This window comes from Nocardia sp. CA-107356, assembly GCF_050946365.1.
Classification (GTDB): Bacteria; Actinomycetota; Actinomycetes; order Mycobacteriales; family Mycobacteriaceae; genus Nocardia.
Genome location: NZ_CP191992.1, coordinates 1,307,239 through 1,327,416, shown reverse-complemented (window position 1 = coordinate 1,327,416; position 20,178 = coordinate 1,307,239). Strand labels below are relative to the sequence as shown.

Annotated in this window: 18 protein-coding genes; 4 read left to right on the top strand and 14 right to left on the bottom strand. The window is 66.1% G+C overall.

Annotation, left to right across the window (positions count from 1 at the left end; translation table 11 throughout):
* Nucleotides 1–26: 26 nt before the first annotated feature.
* The 3 genes from rsmA to ACQP1G_RS06015 form a co-directional block, all read right to left on the bottom strand.
* On the bottom strand, nucleotides 27–908 hold the full coding sequence (rsmA, locus tag ACQP1G_RS06025; protein WP_433199159.1) for a 16S rRNA (adenine(1518)-N(6)/adenine(1519)-N(6))-dimethyltransferase RsmA: 882 nt from the start codon (nucleotides 906–908) through the stop codon (nucleotides 27–29).
* Between the two features lie 49 nt (nucleotides 909–957).
* The gene (locus ACQP1G_RS06020; protein ID WP_433199157.1) at nucleotides 958–2,085 is read right to left on the bottom strand and encodes a transglycosylase family protein; all 1,128 of its coding nucleotides are present in this window, start codon (nucleotides 2,083–2,085) and stop codon (nucleotides 958–960) included.
* 286 nt (nucleotides 2,086–2,371) lie between these two features.
* Nucleotides 2,372–3,199: a TatD family hydrolase gene (locus ACQP1G_RS06015; RefSeq protein ID WP_433199155.1), complete on the bottom strand. Its 828-nt coding sequence runs from the start codon at nucleotides 3,197–3,199 to the stop codon at nucleotides 2,372–2,374.
* Nucleotides 3,200–3,276: 77 nt separating this feature from the next.
* Here ACQP1G_RS06015 and metG point away from each other — a divergent pair, with 77 nt between their 5' ends.
* Nucleotides 3,277–4,863, top strand: coding sequence for a methionine--tRNA ligase (gene metG, locus ACQP1G_RS06010; protein ID WP_433208207.1), 1,587 nt, complete (start codon nucleotides 3,277–3,279; stop codon nucleotides 4,861–4,863).
* Between the two features lie 101 nt (nucleotides 4,864–4,964).
* On the opposite strand, the gene ACQP1G_RS06005 is transcribed toward metG, so the two are convergent.
* The gene (locus ACQP1G_RS06005) at nucleotides 4,965–5,717 is read right to left on the bottom strand and encodes an isocitrate lyase/PEP mutase family protein (protein WP_433199153.1); all 753 of its coding nucleotides are present in this window, start codon (nucleotides 5,715–5,717) and stop codon (nucleotides 4,965–4,967) included.
* A gap of 87 nt (nucleotides 5,718–5,804) precedes the next feature.
* Nucleotides 5,805–6,656: a 16S rRNA (cytidine(1402)-2'-O)-methyltransferase gene (gene rsmI / locus ACQP1G_RS06000; protein ID WP_433199151.1), complete on the bottom strand. Its 852-nt coding sequence runs from the start codon at nucleotides 6,654–6,656 to the stop codon at nucleotides 5,805–5,807.
* A gap of 247 nt (nucleotides 6,657–6,903) precedes the next feature.
* Here rsmI and ACQP1G_RS05995 point away from each other — a divergent pair, with 247 nt between their 5' ends.
* Nucleotides 6,904–8,505 (top strand): dolichyl-phosphate-mannose--protein mannosyltransferase, encoded by a 1,602-nt coding sequence (locus ACQP1G_RS05995; RefSeq protein WP_433199149.1) that lies wholly within the window; start codon nucleotides 6,904–6,906, stop codon nucleotides 8,503–8,505.
* A gap of 52 nt (nucleotides 8,506–8,557) precedes the next feature.
* Here the strand turns inward: ACQP1G_RS05995 and ACQP1G_RS05990 are convergent, their stop codons facing one another.
* Nucleotides 8,558–8,917, bottom strand: a complete 360-nt coding sequence (locus tag ACQP1G_RS05990; RefSeq protein WP_433208204.1) for a GntR family transcriptional regulator — start codon at nucleotides 8,915–8,917, stop codon at nucleotides 8,558–8,560.
* Nucleotides 8,918–8,924: 7 nt separating this feature from the next.
* Nucleotides 8,925–10,223: an arginine deiminase gene (gene arcA / locus ACQP1G_RS05985; RefSeq protein ID WP_433199147.1), complete on the bottom strand. Its 1,299-nt coding sequence runs from the start codon at nucleotides 10,221–10,223 to the stop codon at nucleotides 8,925–8,927.
* 147 nt (nucleotides 10,224–10,370) lie between these two features.
* Here arcA and soxR point away from each other — a divergent pair, with 147 nt between their 5' ends.
* A complete protein-coding gene (soxR, locus tag ACQP1G_RS05980; protein WP_355176626.1) occupies nucleotides 10,371–10,856 on the top strand; it encodes a redox-sensitive transcriptional activator SoxR in 486 nt (161 codons plus the stop codon).
* Here soxR and ACQP1G_RS05975 read toward each other — a convergent pair.
* The 7 genes from ACQP1G_RS05975 to ACQP1G_RS05945 all read right to left on the bottom strand — a co-directional run bounded on the left by ACQP1G_RS05975 (nucleotide 10,825) and on the right by ACQP1G_RS05945 (nucleotide 19,210).
* Entirely contained in the window at nucleotides 10,825–11,703 is an 879-nt protein-coding gene (locus tag ACQP1G_RS05975; protein ID WP_433199145.1) for an SDR family oxidoreductase, read from the bottom strand. The two genes, soxR and ACQP1G_RS05975, sit on opposite strands and share 32 nt — an antisense overlap.
* 68 nt (nucleotides 11,704–11,771) lie before the next feature.
* Nucleotides 11,772–12,899 (bottom strand): glycosyltransferase, encoded by a 1,128-nt coding sequence (locus tag ACQP1G_RS05970; RefSeq protein WP_433199143.1) that lies wholly within the window; start codon nucleotides 12,897–12,899, stop codon nucleotides 11,772–11,774.
* 319 nt (nucleotides 12,900–13,218) lie between these two features.
* Complete coding sequence (locus tag ACQP1G_RS05965) at nucleotides 13,219–15,036, bottom strand: putative bifunctional diguanylate cyclase/phosphodiesterase (RefSeq protein ID WP_433208201.1); 1,818 nt, start codon at nucleotides 15,034–15,036, stop codon at nucleotides 13,219–13,221.
* 67 nt (nucleotides 15,037–15,103) lie between these two features.
* Nucleotides 15,104–17,251, bottom strand: a complete 2,148-nt coding sequence (locus tag ACQP1G_RS05960) for an Rv1355c family protein (protein ID WP_433199141.1) — start codon at nucleotides 17,249–17,251, stop codon at nucleotides 15,104–15,106.
* On the bottom strand, nucleotides 17,248–18,012 hold the full coding sequence (locus tag ACQP1G_RS05955; protein ID WP_433199139.1) for a hypothetical protein: 765 nt from the start codon (nucleotides 18,010–18,012) through the stop codon (nucleotides 17,248–17,250). Before ACQP1G_RS05955 ends, ACQP1G_RS05960 begins: the two co-directional genes overlap by 4 nt.
* Before the next feature lie 255 nt (nucleotides 18,013–18,267).
* Complete coding sequence (locus ACQP1G_RS05950; RefSeq protein ID WP_433199137.1) at nucleotides 18,268–18,702, bottom strand: effector binding domain-containing protein; 435 nt, start codon at nucleotides 18,700–18,702, stop codon at nucleotides 18,268–18,270.
* Nucleotides 18,703–18,766: 64 nt separating this feature from the next.
* Nucleotides 18,767–19,210 carry a GyrI-like domain-containing protein gene (locus ACQP1G_RS05945; protein ID WP_433199135.1) on the bottom strand — a complete coding sequence of 148 codons (444 nt, stop codon included), beginning with the start codon at nucleotides 19,208–19,210 and terminating at the stop codon, nucleotides 18,767–18,769.
* Between the two features lie 187 nt (nucleotides 19,211–19,397).
* Between ACQP1G_RS05945 and ACQP1G_RS05940 the strand changes: the two genes are divergently transcribed.
* Entirely contained in the window at nucleotides 19,398–20,171 is a 774-nt protein-coding gene (locus tag ACQP1G_RS05940; protein WP_433208198.1) for a uracil-DNA glycosylase, read from the top strand.
* Nucleotides 20,172–20,178: the final 7 nt, after the last annotated feature.

The following is a 20,178-nucleotide window of genomic DNA, read 5'->3' as shown; positions in this document are numbered from 1 at the left end:
ATCCGGCGCGCGAACCCGCCCCGGACTCACGCCTGGGCGGCGAGGCGGACGTAGGCCGCGGTGTCGAGGGTTTCGCCGCGGGCGGTCGGATCGATTCCAGCCGCAACCAAGCGGCGTTCGGCCTCGGCGGGGGAACCGGCCCAGTTGCCGAGTGCGGCGCGCAGTGTTTTGCGGCGTTGAGCGAAGGCGGCGTCGACGACCTCGAAGACGCGGCGGCGGTGTGCTTCGTCCATCGGCCACGGTGGTTCGGTGTACCGCTCGATGCGGACCAGGCCGGAATCGACGCGCGGCACCGGCCAGAAGACCTGGGTGCCGACCGCGCCTGCGCGGCGCACGGTGCCGAAGAAGCCCGCCTTGACGCTGGGGACGCCATAGATGCGGCCGCCGGGCTCGGCGGCGAGCCGATCGGCCACCTCCGCCTGCACCATCACCAAGGAGGTTGCGATGCTGGGCAATTCGGCCAGCAGATGCAGGAGCACCGGCACGGCCACGTTATAGGGCAGGTTGGCGACCAGCGCGGTCGGTCGCACCGGCAGATCCCCCGCGCGAACCCGCAGTGCATCGGCCTCGACGACCTTCAGCTGCCCGGCCAGCTCCGGTGCACGGTCCGCGATGGTCACCGGAAGATGTTGCGCGAGAACGGGATCGATCTCGACCGCGACAACCGAATCCACCACATCGAGCAGCGCCAAAGTCAATGAGCCGAGCCCTGGCCCGACCTCGAGCACGGTATCCCCGCGACCGACACCCGCGGCCGCGACAATGCGCCGCACGGTATTGGCATCGTGCACGAAGTTCTGCCCGAGCTGCTTGGTCGGCCGCACGCCGAGCCGCTCCGCCAATGCCCGCACCTCGGCGGGGCCGAGCAGCGCAGCACTCCCACGAGCGGAAATATCGGGTTCGGACACGTCCGACAACGTATCAACCCGCCGATCCGCTACCGAGCGGCAGTCGGACTCAGCCGATGCCGAGGCGGCTGGTACAGGCGGGCCAGGCGCCCCAGCCCTGGCGGGCGCGGGTGACTTCGGCGATGGCGATCTGCTCTTCACGAGTGGCGAGGTCGGCGCGGGGGGCGTATTTGAGTCCGCCCTGGCGCTCCCAGGTGCCCTGGTCGAACTGGATGCCGCCGTAGTAGCCGTTGCCGGTGTTGATGGCCCAGTTGCCGGTGGATTCGCAGCGGGCCAGTGCGTCCCAGGTCGCGCCGTCACGCACGGACGGCACCTCGGTGCCGGGCTTGGCGCCCTTGCGGACGGTCTTGGGCTGCGCGGTCATCGTCACACTGGACGCGATCGGCTGCCTATCGACCTCCTGGCCGTTGACCATGGTGACCGCGAAGGTGACGTCCTGCACGCCGGGTGCGCCCTGGGTCTCCACCACCGTCCGGCTCATATTCATGGTCGGATCCTCGATCACATTCTCCGGCGGATCCAGCGGCATGGTCTCGACCTTGTTCTCGATGCGCTTGCGGGTCACCACGATGCGCAGCCCATCGGTCAGCGCGGTGGTGGCCGCGGGCTCGACACTGTCCTGCTGGATCAGCGGAATGCCCGCGACGGTAAGGAAATCACCGACGGTCGGCGCGGCCAGTCGGACGTCGACCGGACTGCCGAAGCCGTCGAGCAGCGATACCGAGCGCGGGCCGACGATCTGCAACGCGGCGCCCTCCAGCGGCAGGCGCTCGGTGCGGGCCGGGGAAACGAACACCTCGCCGGGCAAGTGCAACTGGGCGGCCACGTCGCCCGCGGTCAGGCCGGTGGACCACACCTTCTCGACCTTGCCGTCCAGCGACACCGCGACCTCACGGGCCCGGTTCAGCGTGATGGTGGCGCCATCGGTAATCGTGGCGGCCAGCGCGGGCCGGACCAGGTCGCGGTCGTTCACATCGAATCCCGCGGCCTTCAACACTCCGCTGACGTTGGGCGACATGGTTGTCTGCGTCATCTGTTCGCCGTCCACGACGACGGTGACCGTCTTGCGGTTCACGATCGCCATCGCGGCACCGACGATCAGCGTCACCAGCAGCGCCGCGACAGCCGCGTACAACAGCGGCGAGCGGGACTGGTTGATCCTCGTGAATGGGGACATGATCACAGTACGATAACGAAGGGGTCAGGGGTCGACAACCGCAAACTTTCGAGCGGCGGGTTTCAATATCACAAACCGATATAGATGCCGCAGGTAAATCACAAAACGTGCCGACCGCAGTGACCTAGAACACACGTAGGCGATCCAGTCCCCTTGCACATACCGAGCGTCCGATGGCGGCGTCGAAGCAAGATCAATAGGAAGTCGGTTGGCCCGCAACCATTACGGCGCACGCCGATCCATGCGAGTCCCGACGCTCATCGAGACTTCGCGAAACAATTGCATTTCAGATTCCGTAGATGCGCCGGGCGTTGGCGGTGGTGATTTTGGCCAGTGCCCGCGGATCCTGTTCGCGCAATTCCGCGAGCGCGCGCACGGTGTACGGCAGGCAGTACGGCTCATTCGGCGCGCCGCGGAATGGGTGCGGGGTCAGATAGGGGGCGTCGGTCTCGACCAGAATCTGGTCGTCGGGTACCACCTTGGCGGCCTCGCGCAATTCATGGGCGTTCTTGAAACTCACCGTGCCGGAGAAGCTGAGGATGTACCCCTCGGCCACGCAGGACAACGCCATATTGGTGTCCGAGGAAAAGCAATGGAAGATCACGGTTTCCGGAGCGCCCTCGTCCAGCAATACCGCCAGCAGATCGTGGTCGGCCTCGCGGTTGTGGATCATCAGCGGTTTACCCAGGCGCTTGGCCAGGTCGATATGCCAGCGAAATCCCTCGACCTGATCCTCGATATCGGCGCAACCCTCGAGTTTGCCGGGCCAGTAGTAATCGAGTCCGGTCTCGCCGATCGCGACGACGCGCGGGTCCGCGGCCAACCGCTCCAGCTCCGCCTTGGTCGCATCGTCGAGCACATTCGCCCGCGTCGGATGGAGGGCGACGGCGGCGAACACCCGCCGATCCCAGTTCGCGGCCCGCACCGCCCACTGCGCGGCGGCCAGATCATCGGCGACGGTGACCACCTGGCCGACACCGACCGAGGCCGCGCGGTCCACGATCACGGCCGTCGACTCCGCATCGGTCGCCCCACAGGCATCCAAATGCGTATGCGCGTCCACCAGCGGCGCGAGCGGTTCCGGCAGCTCGGGCGCGGGACGCTGCGCGCTCATCGGCGGGCTCCGGCGACGCCGGGCACGAGCCGAGGACGGCGGCAGGCGCGTGCGGGGATATTCACGTGAGCGTCGGAATCCACGCGCATTACAGTAGATGCACCATGAGCGAAGCTGACCGCCCCGCCTTCTACATCACCACGGCCATCGCCTACCCGAACGGTGCGCCGCATATCGGGCATGCGTACGAGTACATCTCGGCCGACGCCCTCGCCCGCTTCAAGCGGCTCGACGGTTATGACGTCTTCTTCATGACCGGCACCGATGAGCATGGGCAGAAGATGCAGCAGACCGCGGTCGCCGAGGGCGTGCCGGTGGAGGAGCTCGCCGCGCGCAACTCGGATGTGTTCGAGGCGATGGACAAGACGCTCGACGTGTCCTTCGACCGCTTCATCCGCACCACCGACGACGACCACCAGGTGGCCAGCGTCGCGATCTGGGAGCGGATGCTCGCCAACGGCGATATCTACCTGGACAACTACTCGGGTTGGTATTCGGTGCGCGACGAGGCGTTCTACACCGAGGAAGAGACGACGCTGCTCGAGGACGGCGCCCGGATCTCGACCGAATCGAAGACGCCGGTCACCTGGACCGAGGAGTCGAACTACTTCTTCCGCCTGTCGAACTACCAGGACAAGCTGCTCGCGCTCTACGACGAACACCCCGAATTCGTCGCGCCCGCAACGGCTCGCAACGAGATGGTGAGCTATGTGAAGGCGGGTCTGAAGGACCTGTCCATCTCGCGCACCACCTTCGACTGGGGCGTGCCGGTGCCCGGCCATCCCGATCATGTGATGTACGTATGGGTGGACGCGCTCACCAACTACATCACCGGCGTCGGCTTCCCGAATACGGAATCCGTTGCGTTCCAGCGGTTCTGGCCCGCCGACGTGCACATCATCGGTAAGGACATCACCCGGTTCCACACCGTGTACTGGCCCGCGTTCCTGATGTCGGCCGGGATCGAGTTGCCGAAGCGCGTTTTCGTGCACGGGTTCCTGTACAACAAGGGCGAGAAGATGTCCAAGTCGGTCGGCAATGTGGTCGACCCGCTTGCGCTCGTCGACGAGTACGGCGTCGACGCGGTCCGTTTCTTCCTGCTGCGCGAGATCTCCTACGGGCAGGACGGCAGCTACAGCCACGAGGCGATCGTCGGCCGGGTCAATACCGATCTGGCCAATGAATTCGGAAATCTGGTGCAGCGCAGCCTGAAGCTGGTCGCACGCGACTGTGGCGGCGTGGTACCGACGCCGGGCGAATTCACCGACGCCGACCGCGCGCTGCTCGACCGCGCGAATGGTCTGCTGGAGCGCTGCCGCGTCGAATTCGACGTCCAGCAAATGCATTTGGCACTGGAGGCGATCTGGCTGACCCTCGGCGAGGCCAACCGGTACTTCTCCGCCGAGGCGCCGTGGGCGCTGGCCAAGACCGGCACCGAGGAATCCTTGGCCCGCGAGGCGACGGTGCTGTACGTAACCATCGAACTGCTGCGCATCGTCGCCATCCTGGTCCAGCCGGTTATGCCGGAATCCGCGGGCAAGATCCTGGACTTGCTGGCCGAGCAGAATCGCACCTTCGCCGATATCACGACCCCGCTGGTCCCCGGCACTGCGCTGCCGGAGCCCGAGGCGGTCTACCCGCGCTACGTGGAGCCGAAGAACTGATCGAGGCGATACGTAGCACGAGACGTTCCAGGCGCGCCTTACTGAAGCGCTACCGCTCGTTGGAGCGGTAGCGCTGCAGTGGTCCAGCCCGTCGAAACGGGCTACTTCCAGCGGTTCAGCAGTCGGTTGGCTTCCTCGGCGAGGGCCCACTGCAGCAGCGGGCCGAAGGTGATGCGGGCGACGCCCTGATCGGCCAGTACCGCCTTATCGGATACTCCCGGCTGCGCGACAGCGCTGATCGGCAGCGGCAATTCGCTGGTCAGACGGCGCATATCGGCGTCGGAATGCTGTCCGGCCGGGAACAGCGAGTCGGCACCCGCCGCGGCGGCCAGCTTCAGGCGCTCGATGGCGCGATCGACGCGATCGCTGTCGTCACCGTCCTTGCGCATGAACAGGTCGGTGCGGGCATTGACGACCACGTGTACCCCCGCGGCATCAGCGAACTGACGCAGACCGTGCACGAGATCGGCATGCTCCTCGGGCGTGCGCAACCTACCGCCTTCCTTGTGCACCGTGTCCTCGATATTGAGGCCGATCGCGCCCGCTTCCAGCAGACCCTCGATCAACTGCGCGGGCTCGAGCCCATAACCGGATTCGATATCGACGGAGACCGGAACTTCGACCGCATCGGTGATCTGCCGAACCCGGGTCAGCAATTCCGGGAACGTCATCCCCTCGTTATCGCTGCGACCGAGCGAGTCCGCGACCGGATGGCTCCCCAGCGTGATGGCCGAAAACCCAGCGGATACGGCAAGTTTCGCCGACCATGCATCCCACACCGTCGGAAAGACACCGGGATCACCCGGCACATGCAATTCGAGAAACGCTTTCGCCTTGCTTTCCAAAGAGGTCATGACACCGATCATCGTCTTGCCCGTGACCGATAGCACTATGACACTCCCCATCAGCTCGGCGGCGAGTGTCGGCGATGGCGAGTCGCGTCAGGAACTGTCGCCGCCATTGCGGCGTGCGATCAGGACCGCGTCGTAGAGCTCGCGGCGGGAAACGCCGGTCTCGGCGGCCACCTGAGCGCACGCGTCCTTGAGGCGAATACCTTCGGCGGTCAGCGATTCGACCTCCTCGACCAGGTCGGCGGGGTCGGCCGCGATGGGTTGCGCGCCTTCGAGGACCACGGTGATTTCGCCGCGCGCGCCGTCGACCGCCCAGGCGGCGAGTTCGCCGAGGTTGCCGCGGACGACCTCCTCGTAGGTCTTGGTCAGTTCCCGGCAGACCGCCGCGCGACGGTCCGGGCCGAGCACCTCGACGGCGTCGGCCAGGCAGTCGGCGAGCCGGTGCGGCGCCTCGAAGAACACGCAGGCCCGCGGCTCGGTGCGCAAGGTACGCAGCCACTCTCGACGCTGGCCGGACTTGCGTGGCGCGAATCCGTCGAAGCAGAAGCGTTCCACCGGCAGCGCGGACAGTGCCAGTGCGGTGGTCACCGCCGATGGCCCCGGCAAGCAGGTGACCGGAAGAGAGCGCTGCACGCAGGCGACCACCATGCGATAGCCCGGATCGCTCACCGATGGCATGCCCGCATCGGTCACCAGCAGCACCGTGCGACCGCTTTCGATCTCATCGAGCAGCGCCGGAATCTTCGCGGCCTCCACGTGATCGTCGAACCGCACCACCCGTCCGGTGATCTCCACCCCGAGCGCCTTCGCCAAGGTGCGGGTGCGCCGAGTGTCCTCGGCCGCCACGATATCGGCGGATCCGAGCGCCTCGCGCAGTCGTTGTGACGCATCGCCGATATCCCCCATCGGCGTCGCCGCGAGCACCAGCCGACCCGCCGTCACCGCGCTCCCTCCTGGGCCTTTTGCCGGTCGTCAGTCGCTGCCTTCACCAGTCGAGATTCTGTCATCACGCGAAAACGAATCCCGTGCCGGGTGATCACACCGAATGCCGACACGCAGGTGGACTCGCCGCACCCTGATCTGCGGTTGGTGCTCGCGACATCCCTCGACCACTGCTCAGAGTGTGATTCCCGCGGCGGCGCGCTCACCGGTGCGGGTCCCGGTGGCGCACACAGCATACGATCGGGGCGTGACCCAGGTGACCGACCAGCGCGCGACCGTAGCCGGGGCCGTGCCTTCTTGGTCGAGCCCCGCGCCACTGCGGCCATCGCCCGATTTCGGGCCATTCGACAGGATGCAGGGCTGGGTGGTCACCGCCGTCCTCACCGCGATCGCGGCGCTGACGCGGTTCATCATGCTGGACTATCCCACCGACGCGTACACCCCGGTCTTCGACGAGAAGCACTACGCGCCGCAGGCCTGGCAGATCCTCACCGGCGGCGGCGTCGAGGACAATCCCGCATACGGGCTGGTGGTGCATCCCCCGATCGGTAAACAGCTGATCGCGGTGGGCGAGTGGATATTCGGCTACAACGGCTGGGGCTGGCGGTTCAGCGCGGCGCTGGCGGGCACCGTGCTGGTGCTGCTGGTCATCCGGATCGTGCGGCGGATGGCGCGTTCCACCATGGTCGGCGCTATCGCGGGAATTCTGCTGATCGCCGATGGACTCACCTTCGTCTCCTCACGCATCGGCATGCTCGACATCTTCATGGGGGTGCTGGTCACCGCCGCATTCGGCTGTCTCATCGTGGACCGCGACGAGGTCAGGGCCCGGATCGCCCAGGTGGACTACGCGGGTCGCATCGACGCGAGCGAATGGGGTCCGCGACTGGGAGTGCGCTGGTGGCGCTTCGGCGCCGGGGTGCTGCTCGGACTCTCTTGCGGCACAAAATGGTCCGGCATGTATTTCATCCTCGCGTTCGGCATTATGAGCGTCTGTTTCGACGTCTCGGCGCGGCGCACCTACGGTGTGCGCCGCCCCTGGGTCGGCACTGCAGTGCGCGACGCCGGACCCGCGCTGTACGCGCTGGTGCTGATACCGCTCGGGGTGTATCTGGCCAGCTACTGGGCCTGGTTCGCCAGTGAGGACGGCGTGTTCCGCTATGCGGTCGGCAATCAGGTCGGTCGCGACGGACAGTGGTCGTTCCTCCCGAACGCCCTGCGCTCACTGTGGTACTACAGCGGCGAGACACTGCGCTTCCACGAGGGCCTGACCAATTCGGCGGGCAACCATCACCCCTGGGAATCCAAGCCGTGGACCTGGCCGATGGGTCTGCGGCCGATGCTCTACTACTACGCCGACAACGGCGTCACCGGATGCGGTCAAACCCAGTGCGTGAAGGCCGTCATGCTGATCGGCACCCCCGCGATCTGGTGGATCGCATTCCCGGTGCTGGCCTGGATGCTGTGGCGCACCGTCGTCCGCCGGGACTGGCGTTACGCCGCGATCCTCACCGGATACGGCGCCGGACTCCTGCCCTGGTTCTTCACCCTCGATCGGCAGATGTACTACTTCTACGCCGTGCCACTGGCTCCGTTCCTGGTAATGGGGATCGCGCTGGTCTGCGGCGATATTCTCGGCCCGGCCCGCTCGATGCCGATACCGCGAAGTCCCGCGGGCACCTATCTGCCCGCGGTACCGAACGAACGGCGCAGCCTCGGACTACTCGCGGTCTGCATCTACCTCGGTCTGGTGATCGCCAACTTCATCTGGCTCTGGCCCATCCTCACCGCACTCCCGATCACCCCGGGCAACTGGCACGACCATCTCTGGCTGCCCAGTTGGCGCTGACCCCGAGTTCCGACCGACGACCGAACCCACAATGCGCACCGGAATGCCGGGATCAACTCTCCAGAGCCGACCTGACATAGTGCAGCGCAGCTTCGTCATCGAGGCCGAGTCGTCGAATAGTTGCGACGTAATCGGTCGCGGCGCGGCCTGCCAAATCCTTGGTCGGGTCACCCGAGGACGCGATGAAAGATCCTTGCCTGCCGCGAGTTTCGACCACCCCGTCGGCTTCGAGTTCCCGGTAGGCGCGGGCGACGGTGTTCGGCGCGATCCCGAGTTGCGCGGCGAGGGCACGCACAGTCGGTATCTTCGTGCCCGCCGCCAACTCTCCCGAGCGCACCTGTGCGATGACACCGAGCCGCAACTGCTCGTAGGGTGGAATCGGCGAATCGTGGGTTACGGCAATGGTGAACATCGCACGCTCACCCATCATCTCGGGACAGTGGGCAGGACATGCACCGCGGTCCGCCACGGCCGGAACCCAGTTCGGAACCCGGGATGCGCAGCACCTCGATGCCGGCATCCTCGAGCCGCGAATTGGTCATATCGTTGCGCTCGTAGGCGACAACCACGCCGGGCGCGAGCGCCAGGGTGTTGTTCCCGTCGTCCCACTGCTCACGTTCGGCGGTGACGACGTCGAGCCCGGTATCGATGACCCGCAGCTTGCCGATGCCCATCGCCTCCGCGGCCGCCGGCAGGAACGGATCGGGACCGCGGACACTCACGCTGGCCTGGTCATTGCGCCCGCCATAGTCGTCCTCGCGATGAATCGTGAACGCGCACAGCGAATCCCGGACCGCCGGATACATCACCACGGCATCGGTATCGACCATGGTGCAGACGGTGTCCAGGTGCATGGTCGCGCGGTTCTGCGCGATCGGGACAACCAGCACGGTGTGCGCGAGATCGTCGTCGAACAGACTGCGCGCCAACGCTTCCGCGCCCGCGGGCGAGGTGCGCTCACCGACACCCACCGCTACCACCCCCGGCGCGAGCAGCAGCACATCACCGCCCTCGATCGGCGCGGTATGCGATTCGTAGGCCCGCCGCACCCCGAGGAAGCGCGGATGGAACGCGTAGATCAGATCGGTCAGCGAGGTCTCACGCATCCGGGCGGGCAGGGCGAGTGAGGTGATCGCCACCCTCGGGCCGACCCAGAATGACGAATCCCTGGTGAACAGCAGATTCGGCAGCGGATCGATGACGAAGTCCGCGCCGTGGTGCATGCGGCGCACCAGTGAGGCGTTGTCCCCGCCGAAGGGCAGTTCGTCGAAGGTCATCCCGGCCATCAGGATATTGGCCAGATCCCTGGCCCGGACACCCCGCAGGAACGCCGCGAGTTCGTCGGCCAGCGTATGCCCGAGCTTGCGCGCGTCGACGGCGCCGGAGATGCCCTGGATGCGGGCGGCGCCGCTGACCGAGAGGGTTTCGGCGAGCAGATCCGCGAGCAGCAGCACCTCGACGCCGCGCTCGCGCAGCACGCCGCTGAAGGTGTCGTGCTCCTGCTGGGCCCGCTCGACCCATGGGATGCCGTCGAAGAGCAGTTGATCGTTATTGCGCGGAGTCAACCGCCGCAGCTCGTCGCCGGGCCGGTGCAACAGCACCGTGTGCAGGGTGCCGACCTCGGAGGTGACCGCCAGTGGACCACCCGGATCGCCGACGCCATCCAGCCCATCGTCCGCACTGCCATCGTGCCCCGACCGCACCGCGTCTGCTCCCATGATCCGACCGTAGTTCGCCGAGGGCGTAAGAGCACGCAATTGGGGCCGACCCTTTCGAGCGACCTGCAAGCAGTCGCCACGGATGGCCCGATTCTCACCCCAGCACACCCTAACCTGAAGTATTGTTCAGGTGAATGGAGGAGCGTGATGTCGACAACCGATTGGCGGGCAAAGGAGCTGACCCCCGGGCAGCTGTCCGAGCGTAGCGGAGTAGCGGTCTCCGCGTTGCACTTCTACGAACGCGAGGGCCTCATCACGAGCCGTCGCACCAGTGGAAATCAGCGCAGATACGCGCGCGAAACGCTGCGCCGCGTCGCCTTCATTCGCATCTCCCAGCGGGTCGGCATTCCGTTGAGCGAAATCCGCGCCGCCCTGGACAAACTCCCCGAGGGCCGCACACCCACCCGCCGCGACTGGGAAACCCTGTCCACCACCTGGCGCGCCGACCTCGACGACCGCATCACCCAGCTGACTCGCCTACGCGACAACCTGACCGGCTGCATCGGCTGTGGCTGCCTCTCGCTCGGCAGCTGCCGACTGGTCAACGAACACGACCGCCTCGGCGAGCAGGGTCCCGGCGCCCGGGTACTCGACGTGACGCTCAACTGCCCTTCGAAACCAGCAGCCTGTTGAACCGATCGCTGGTGCGGCGTATGACGAATTCGTACGGGTAAGCGAATTTGCGTGCCCACCAATAGCTGAAGCGGATATCGAAAGAGGTATAGACAAGGAACCGATTGCGCTCGATACCGCGAAGGATCTCCGCCGCAACATGTTCCGGTGAAACCGCATGCTTGGTGAACGCGGCGGTGAGTCGCGCTACCCGCGGATCATGCTTGTCCACACCGACGAGTTCGATGGTCTGCACCAGTGGTGTATTCACCGCGCCGGGCACGACCAGATGCACCGAAATATCGTGGCGCCGTAGCTCGAATCGCAAGACCTCTGAGACACCGCGGATGCCGTACTTGGCCGCGCTATAGGCAGCATGCCATGGCAGTGCGAGTATTCCGGCCGCCGAGGAGACATTCACCAGTGCCCCACCGCGTTTCGCCCGGACCATCGGCGGCACGAAGTTCTCGATCACGTGGATCGGACCCATCAGGTTGACGTCCACCATCTTTCGCCAATGCCGATGCTCGAGATTCTCGACAGTGCCCCAGGTAGAAGTGCCCGCGATATTCATCACGACATCGAGGCTGCCGAATTCGGCATGCACATCGGTTGCGAAGGCGGTGACCGCGTCGTAATCGGTGATATCGAGGGCGCGCGACACGAGCACCACTCCACCCGCTTCCTTGATGACGCGAACCGTATCCTCGAGCCCTTCGGCATTGATATCGGTCAGCACCAATTCGGCTCCGGCCGCCGCCGACGCCAGTGCGGTCGCCCGGCCGATCCCGCTCGCCGCCCCGGTAACGAGCACCTTCGCGTCCCGCACTGTCTTCCTGCGACCAAAGCCAAGCACACCGGATCCCATCTCGAATTGCCCGAATCGGTAGCACGCAGGGTACGCGCCAACGGCAATGTTCGGAGGTTCAGGCCGGACTACCGCCCCAGCACCGCCAACATCCCCGCGACAGCCCGCGGCCAGGTGAACTGCTCGGCCCGGTTCCGCGCCGCCTGCCGACGTCGGGCGGTCGGCAGCGCGAGGACATCGGTGACCGCCTGGGCGAAGGCGGAGGGCCGATCGGCGGCGACCGCGCCGCATTCGGCGGTCACGATATCGGCCAGGGCCGAGGACCGGCTCGCAACCACCGGCGTTCCCGCGGCGAGCGCCTCCAGTGCGGCGAGCCCGAACGTTTCGTGCGGACCAGGCGCCAGTGACACATCGGCGGTGGCGAGCAGTTTTGCCACCATCGCCCGATCGGTGATGAATCCCGTGAAGTGCACGGCGGGTAGCCCGCCCGGTAGCGGCGGCAGCGACCGCGCCCGGCGCTCCAAAGCCTCCCGCCGCGGCCCCTCTCCCGCGACGACCAGCCTGGCCTCCACGCCGGCCTTACGCAACGCGCCGATGGCCTCGATGCTGCGATCCACCCGCTTCTCCACCGACAATCTGCCGCAGTGCACCAGTAGCGGATGTCCCGGAACGCCGAGATCGGCCCGCAGTCGGTAGTCGCGGCGGCGTGGACTGAACAACTCCAGATCAACCCCGAGCGGCACCAGTTCGACATTGGACGCGTCGATGCGCAGAAACTCCGCGCGTGCGAACTCCGTTGTGCAGACCACGATGTCGTAGTCGTCGGCGGTGCGACGATTGGCGATATCGGCGCACCTGCGGGCCACCGACCTCGGCATGACCTGCCCCAGCAGCCGGTCCAGGCGCTCGTGGGAGATCATTACGCTCGCCACGTCGCGGGTGCGCGCCCACCGCCCGAAGCCACGCAGCGTCAGCCGATCCGAAACCTCGAGAACGTCGGGCCGCAGTCCGGCCAGCACATCGGCCACCCGCCGCGGATCCGCCGCCCGATATCCTCCGGTCCACGGAATCGCCAAGGCGGGCAGGGTGATCCGCACCGCACCGGTCGGCAGGATCTCCTCGGCCCGGCGCGGTCCGGGCACGATCAGCACCACCTCGTGCCCGGCGGCCACATAGCCCTCGCCCAGATGATGCAGTGCGGTGCGCAGGCCACCCGACCGCGGACCGTAGAAGTTCGCCAGTTGCACGATGCGCACATCGCCGATCGTGCAGCGAATCGGGTTACCCACGGAACCGATGCGCCCAACGGCGCATGAACAGCCGTGAAAGACCCTGCTAACGGGTCCGAGCCCGTGGCCAGGATCTCCTCCACCACCCCCGGTAGTGGGCGCGTCCATTCGTCTGGGCGAGGGTGAGTTCGACGAAGCCGACTCCGGCCCCACCACAGCATTAGCAACCAGCTGTTTTCGAACACACACCCAGCTAACCCGCCGGTTCCGGCCACATCCGCAGCAACCCGTGCCGGTTTCGGACTGCCGCATCGGCATCAGCTCGGCCGGGCACCGGAAGTTCCGGTCAAGCCCGCGTCGTACCCCGCCCGGCCCGAGGCAGATCGAGATCCAGCGCGATCCGGCCGAGGGCCAGATGCGCCTCGACCTCGTCGGCGGGCATCGGCCGGGCGATCAGAAACCCTTGCGCCCGATAGCAACCCAATCCGACCAGGGTGCGCGCGGCCACCGGCGTCTCGACGCCTTCCCCGACAACGCCGAGCCCGAACGACCCGGCGAGCCCGATGATGGATTTCACGATCGCCAGATCGTCGGTACTCGCACCGAGGCGCTGTACGAAGCCACGATCGATCTTGACCGCGTCCACCGGGAGCGCCTTGAGATGCGATAGCGAGCTGTAACCGGTGCCGAAGTCATCGATGGCGATCTGCACGCCCATCCGCTTGAGTCCGCGCAGCGTGACCTGGGTGCGCGCCAGATCCTGCACGACCACATGTTCGGTGATCTCCAGACAGACCGAACTGCCATCGATCCCGAACAGCCGCAGCATGTCCTCGATCCGCTCCACGAAGTCCAGGCTGACCAGCTGAACCGGCGAAACATTGATCCGCATCACCACATTCGCCGCCAGGCCGCGCCTGCGCCACTCGGCGAACTGGGCGCACGCCGAGCGGATCACCCAGCGCCCCAATTCCCCCGCAAGATTGGTGGCCTCCGCGACCGTGACGAATGCACCGGGCGGCAGCAGCCCCCTGGTCGGATGCAACCAGCGCACCAACGCCTCCAACGCGACGACCCGGCCGGTGCGCAGATCGACCTCGGGCTGATAGTGCAGCAGCAGCGACCCGTCGGAGACCGCGCCGCGCAGATTCAGCTCCACATCGTCCTGCAGTTCGAACTGGGCGCGCATGGCGTCGGTGAAGACCGCGACACCATTGCCCCCGCCCGATTTCGCCGACAGCAGCGCGTGATCGGCCCGGCGCAGCACATCGGCGACCGTGGTCTCCCCCGGAATGCCGACCGCGACACCGACGCTGGCGCCGCGGCTGACCGATTCCCCGCCGACGGTGACCCGCCGTCCGATGAGTTGCTGGATCCGCGTCGCCTCCAACTCGGCCGCCACCGCGTCCATGGGTTTGGCGGGCACGATGACGAATTCATCGCCGCCGAGCCGGGCGATCATGTCATTGGGATCGAGGTTCTCGCGCAGTCGCGAGGAGAGTGTGCGAATGAAGTTGTCCCCCGCGGTGTGCCCCAGAAAATCGTTGAGCGCCTTGAGCCGATCGAGATCGAGGAAGAAGGCGGCCACCGGTCCGGGGCTGCCCTGTCCGAGCCGCTCCTCCATATGCTCGAGCAGCGCCCGCCGGTTCGCCAACCCGGTCAGATCGTCGTGCAGGGCGATATAGCGCAACCTCTCCTCGGCCACCACGCGCGCCTGCAACTGGGCGAAGAGTGCGGCGATCGCCTTGAGCACATTCAGTTCCCTGGTGCTCCAGTCGCGGTCGCCCTGTTTGATGAATCCGAGCACACCGGTCGACTCGCCGCGCGACAGCAGCGGCACGGCGGCCATGGCGACCTCCGGTATGCCCGAGGAGCGCCGGATCGTCTCCTGATAATCGGCGGACTGCTGGGATGGCCGCACGATGATCGGTTCGGTGGCGTGTTCCAACTCGCGGAACACCGAATCCGCATGCTCGAAATGCACGATCTTCAGCGGGTCCGGATCCGGTATATCACCGCGGTGCGGCCACTCCGCGATGAGTACGGTCGCCCGCTGCGCTCTATCGGTATGGCGTAGGTAGCTGAAGTCGACATCGAAATGCTCGACCAATCTGGCCAGCACGCGTTCACTCGCCGCCACCATCGTCGTGGCGTCGACGCCCATCAACTCCGAGGCGACCTGGGTCACCAGTGAGTCGAGCGTTCGCCGAGGCACCTATTCTCCGATCGCGCTAGCTGCGGTTGCCCGCGCCCGGCACTGGAAGCCGCCTGCTGCGGACCGTGGCTGCTGCCGCATAGCTCAGGCGAAGCACCAATGCCATGATCTCATGCCCAGGCACTCCCAGCAGGTCCAGGAAACGGCCCTGAAGTGACGTTAGTGTATCCGCGAAATCCGGGGAAATCCCTTTCAGCTCGTCGGGGTGCCGTGCATAAAGGAATAACGGCGAGACCGGTTGCACCGCGAGACCGAGCCGTTGCGCCTCGATCCAGACCCGCTGCACCGCCGCGCCGCCGCCCGCGTAGTCGGCGAGTGAGACCGATGTGGACCCGGATCGACGCGGGAACGTTACCGCCAGCAACGCCGAACTCGACAGCACACGGTCGCGGGTGTACTCGCCGAGCGCGGCCCCAGCAGACCATTCGCGCAGCCGATCCATGACATCCGAGCGCACCCCGATCCGGAGTTTGGCCTGCTCGTCGGCGGCCAGTTCCATACTGCGGATATCGATCCCGGTGCGCGGATCCTCGCCGGGCCAGCGCAGCTCGCCGAACAGCTCCTGGTGCAGCCGCGGGGTCAGATAGCGGATGCGATCGGATTCGGACAGTAGCGCGGACGCGATCGCGAGTTGGTCGGGTTCGGTGACCGCACGAACCATCGCATCGGCGGCGGCCACCTGCAATGCGGGCAGGACGTGGTCGGCCAGCGGTGCGCCCGTGCCGAGGCGGCGGTTCGTCTCGCGGATCAGCGCGTCCGAATAGTCCCGGGCCAGCACCGGATCGGTACGGTTGCCCAGGCGCAGCACCGCAGTCAGTGCGGTCGCATCGTCCTCGATGAACTCATGGTTGCCGAGTATGCCGTGCGCGGCTGCCGCGGCACGGGCGTTGTGCAGTGCCGCACCGATCGATACAGCGCTACCGCGATAGCCGATATCCAGTGCCGACGAGCGCGTTCGGGCGAGGCCGATCCGCAGGTCATCGCCCTCGATCCGTAGTGACCACGGTTGGGTATTGCCCCCCGACGGCGCACGCTGCGCGCACTCCAGCACCTTTTCGACAGCGGTTCCGTTCGATTCCGGCGCAACACCTTCCGACGCCGGATATTCGTCGGCCACCTTCTCGCATCCGGGTTCCGGTTCGGCCAGCTCGTCGAGCCCGCGCTCCAGATCGAATCGGGTCCGGCCCGAGGACAGCTTCTGTCCGAGCCCGATCCGGCGCACCGCCGCCGCTACAATCGCCGCACCCAATTGCACATCGCCGCCGAGCTGCGGCCAGGTCGTCACGGTTTCGTCGATCTCGACCAGACTCGCCGCCATCCGGGCCGAGAGCTCCTTCGGATCCAGGATCCGCATGACGTGCGGCGCTTTGTCCTTGGTGGACAGCCCGCGCAGATCGGCACCGACGGTCGCGCCGAGCAGACCGTGGAACGGCGGACGCGTCGGTTCGAGGTCATAGCGCTCGACATCGAGCAGGCCGCGATCGCTGGTATCCATCAACAGCGGAATGCCGTGGCGCCGTGCGCCTTCCCGGACCGCGAACTTGATATCGAGCGAATCGCATTCCTCGACGACGATCGACAACCCTTGCATGAACTCGTCGACGGTGTCCTCGTCCACGCCCGCGGTATGGACTTCGACCGGCAGATAGGGATCGAGTTCGGCGATCCGGCGGGCGGTCACGATCGACTTGTTCACCCCGATATCGAAGATCCCGCCGGGCACCCGATTCAGATTCGACAGTTCGATATCGTCGAAGTCGGCCAGGCGCAGGAGACCGCAGGTGCCCTCGAGGGCCAGCGCGTACGCGACCGCATGGCCGACGCTCTGCCCGACCACACCGATCGCGAGACCGGCGCAGCGTTGCTGTTCGACGCGGGTGAGCTTGTTCTGATTGCGGTCCAATCGAATTGCCCGGTACGTCTTTTCGCCGGGCAACCCGACAAGTGTGCGTCGCCACGGATAGTAAACCCACCGGTCGGTTTCCGGGCCGCCGAGATCCGCCGGAGGCATGCGCACTTTGACGAGTTCGGCGCGCAGCACATCACGGAGGTCGAGAATGCGAACCTGCGGCGATTTCCGCAATTGCACGAGGAGTTGCGCGTCGTCTACGGCCATCTCGTCGAGAATCAGCGGGCGGTGGTCCGTGATGAGGTCACCGTTCATGCCTGCGCCAGTCCTCCGATCACTGGTCCACCCGAGGGAGCGCGACCATGCGGCGTCAGCCAAGCATCGAGCGCGGCATGCTCCAGCGCGATCAACGAACTCTGCAATTTGTTGGCTAATGACCGATATGTCCGGGTATCCCACCACATCGGGATGGTCCGATAGCGGTCATCAGGATAGGGCACCGACGGTATCCGATCGGCGACATATCCACCACTCGTGCGATACAAACCGATATTGCGCGTGGCAGTGGTGACGAAACCGAACCGGGCATCGAGCAGCCGCGCGGCGTGAACGACACATCGCGACATCGCGGCGGCGAGCGCGGCGCGCTGCTCGGTCGCCCGCGCGACCCAGACCGCTTTCACCTCGACAACCCCCTCCGGTATCCGATCAGCAACCATCGTGCGCAATTCGGCGGCACCGGGTCGACCGGCCCAGGCGCCGAGTGCATGCACCTCGTCGGCAACGCGGTAGGGACCCTGCGCCCGCAATCCCGCGACGACCGCGCCGGACGAGTCGACGGCGGCGAAGAACAACGATGTCGAACGGCCGTCGACAACCCTGTCATATTCCAAAGCGTGATCTACGCCGTAGTGCCGGTAAACCTGGAGCGCACCGCGCAGATAACGGCGCCACAGATCAGGATGAGCCTGCGGAGTAGCGACATGAAAGACATAACCGGAATGCATGTCGCGAAACCGCAACACCTCGGCATCGCGTGTGCCCCCGGGGCCGACTGCGATTGTTTCGACAGTCATGTGTTCCTACTCCGTTTGCCACCGCACATCCGCGCGGTCATCGAGCCGGTCTGGCGAACTCACCAAACGACTCGCCGATCGGGTGAGTTTGCCTAGGGCAGTATCCGTCATCCGACATGAATTGACCAGCCGTCTGGTTAATCTTCCGAAAACTAATTGGTCGACCCGAAATCACCGCAGGTCAGAAGGCTCGAACAAGCCGTCGAACAGAAGAGGGAGACCAGTCGGTACTGACGTAGCTAACGTTCAGCAACGCTAGACGAGGATGGAGATGAACAGTTCGACCGACTCCGGCCCGCGCCAGATCTCGATCTCCTCCCGGTAGGCCCGGGTGATCTCGGCGGAGGCCGTAGCATCGTCGACCTGGGCCCAGACATCCTCGACCGGATCGTGATAATCCCCGTTCGGCTCGAACCGAGCGTAGACACCCTTGGGCACCTTGACCAGTACATCGCCGACCGGAACCGCACTCGGATCCGCGTACTCGAAACAGACAACGGCGTTGTAATTCCCTGCCGGATCCGGCGCATACACCGTGTACATCGGCTGGTCGGCACCCGCGCGGTCGCGCAGCCGATCTTTGAGGAATTCGATCAGGTCGCTATTGCTGACCTTGAAGCTCGGGCGTACCCGCGGCACCACCAAGCCGCCGTAGATGGCCTCACGGCGCACCACGATCACATAGGTCATGACCGCGCCTCGCTGCCGCTGCGGCCTGAGATGCCCTGCGACATGGTTCGTTCGCTGCGCTCACTCACCGCGCATCGACCGCCAGGTAGAGATCGATCTTGTACGCATGCGGATAACACTCGAAATCGCCGGTGTAGGTGCGTTTGATCTGGTTGTGCTCCTCGGCATAGGCGATCTGCGTCCACAGGTCGGTCATCACCTGCGGGAAGTTACCGACCGAGGAGAAGCGGGCATAGGTGCCACGCGGCAGCCGCGCCACCAAGTGACCGCGGGTGACATCGCCGAAGGCCGCGCACTCATAGCCGACGATCTGGGTGTTGTAGGTGCCGAGTTCACCGCTGTAGTCGGTATAGGCGCTGGCCAGCGGGCCGCCGAGTTCCTGATGCAGTACCGCCGCCCACGCGGCCTCCAGATCGTGATCACGCAGTTCCCCGAGCGCACGTTTTGGGCTGCGCACCGGCAACCCGGCAACCCACGTCTCGTCTCGCTCGACGATTTCAAACTGCATGGAAGGACTCTTTCGAGGTGAACCCGGGGGCGTTGCCCGCATCCGGTCGGCCAGAAAGGCCATGCTATCAACTCGTCCCCGGTGGCCAGACTCACATGTCCGGGTCGTTACCCACCGCTCACCGGCCGGCGGAACTGGTCGTGCGACCTGTACGCAAATGGGTGGCTATCGATGCATCCTGGACATGATGCTTCGTCTGCTGCCGATCGTCCGACATCCCTGTGATCGAATAGCCATCGTGTGCGAGAACATCGCCGAACTCGACGCCGCGGTCGCGGATTGCTTCGCCTGCCCGCGACTGGTCGCCTGGCGGGAGCGGGCGGCCAGGGAGAAGCGCGCCGCCTACCGCGACGAGACCTACTGGGGCAGAGCGGTTCCCGGCTACGGTCCGGATGACGCTCGGCTACTCGTCGTCGGCCTCGCTCCGGCCGCGCACGGCGGCAACCGGACCGGCCGAATGTTCACCGGCGATCGCAGTGGCGATTTCCTCTATGCGGCCATGTACAACGTCGGGCTGACCAATCAACCCACGGCGGTGCACCGCGATGACGGGCTGCGGCTCATCGGCGCGCGCGTCACCGCGCCGGTGCATTGCGCACCGCCGGACAATAAGCCGACCCCCGACGAGCGGGACCGCTGCAGGCACTGGCTGGAAACCGAATTGGGTCTGCTCACACCGACATTGCGGGCGGTGGTGGTACTCGGTGCGTTCGGCTGGCAGGCGCTGCTTCCCGCGCTCGCTTCGTCGGGCTGGATCGTGCCACGCCCGCGTCCCAAATTCGGGCACGGCGCCCATATCGTCTGTGCGCCGACCGCCGACGACCGCGCGCCACTGCACCTGTTCGGCTGCTACCACGTCAGCCAGCAGAACACCTTCACCGGCCGACTCACCCCCGAGATGTTGGAAACGGTGCTGGCCGACGCCGCGACCGCCGCTGGCCTGCCTGCCGGACGACGCTGAACTTCGC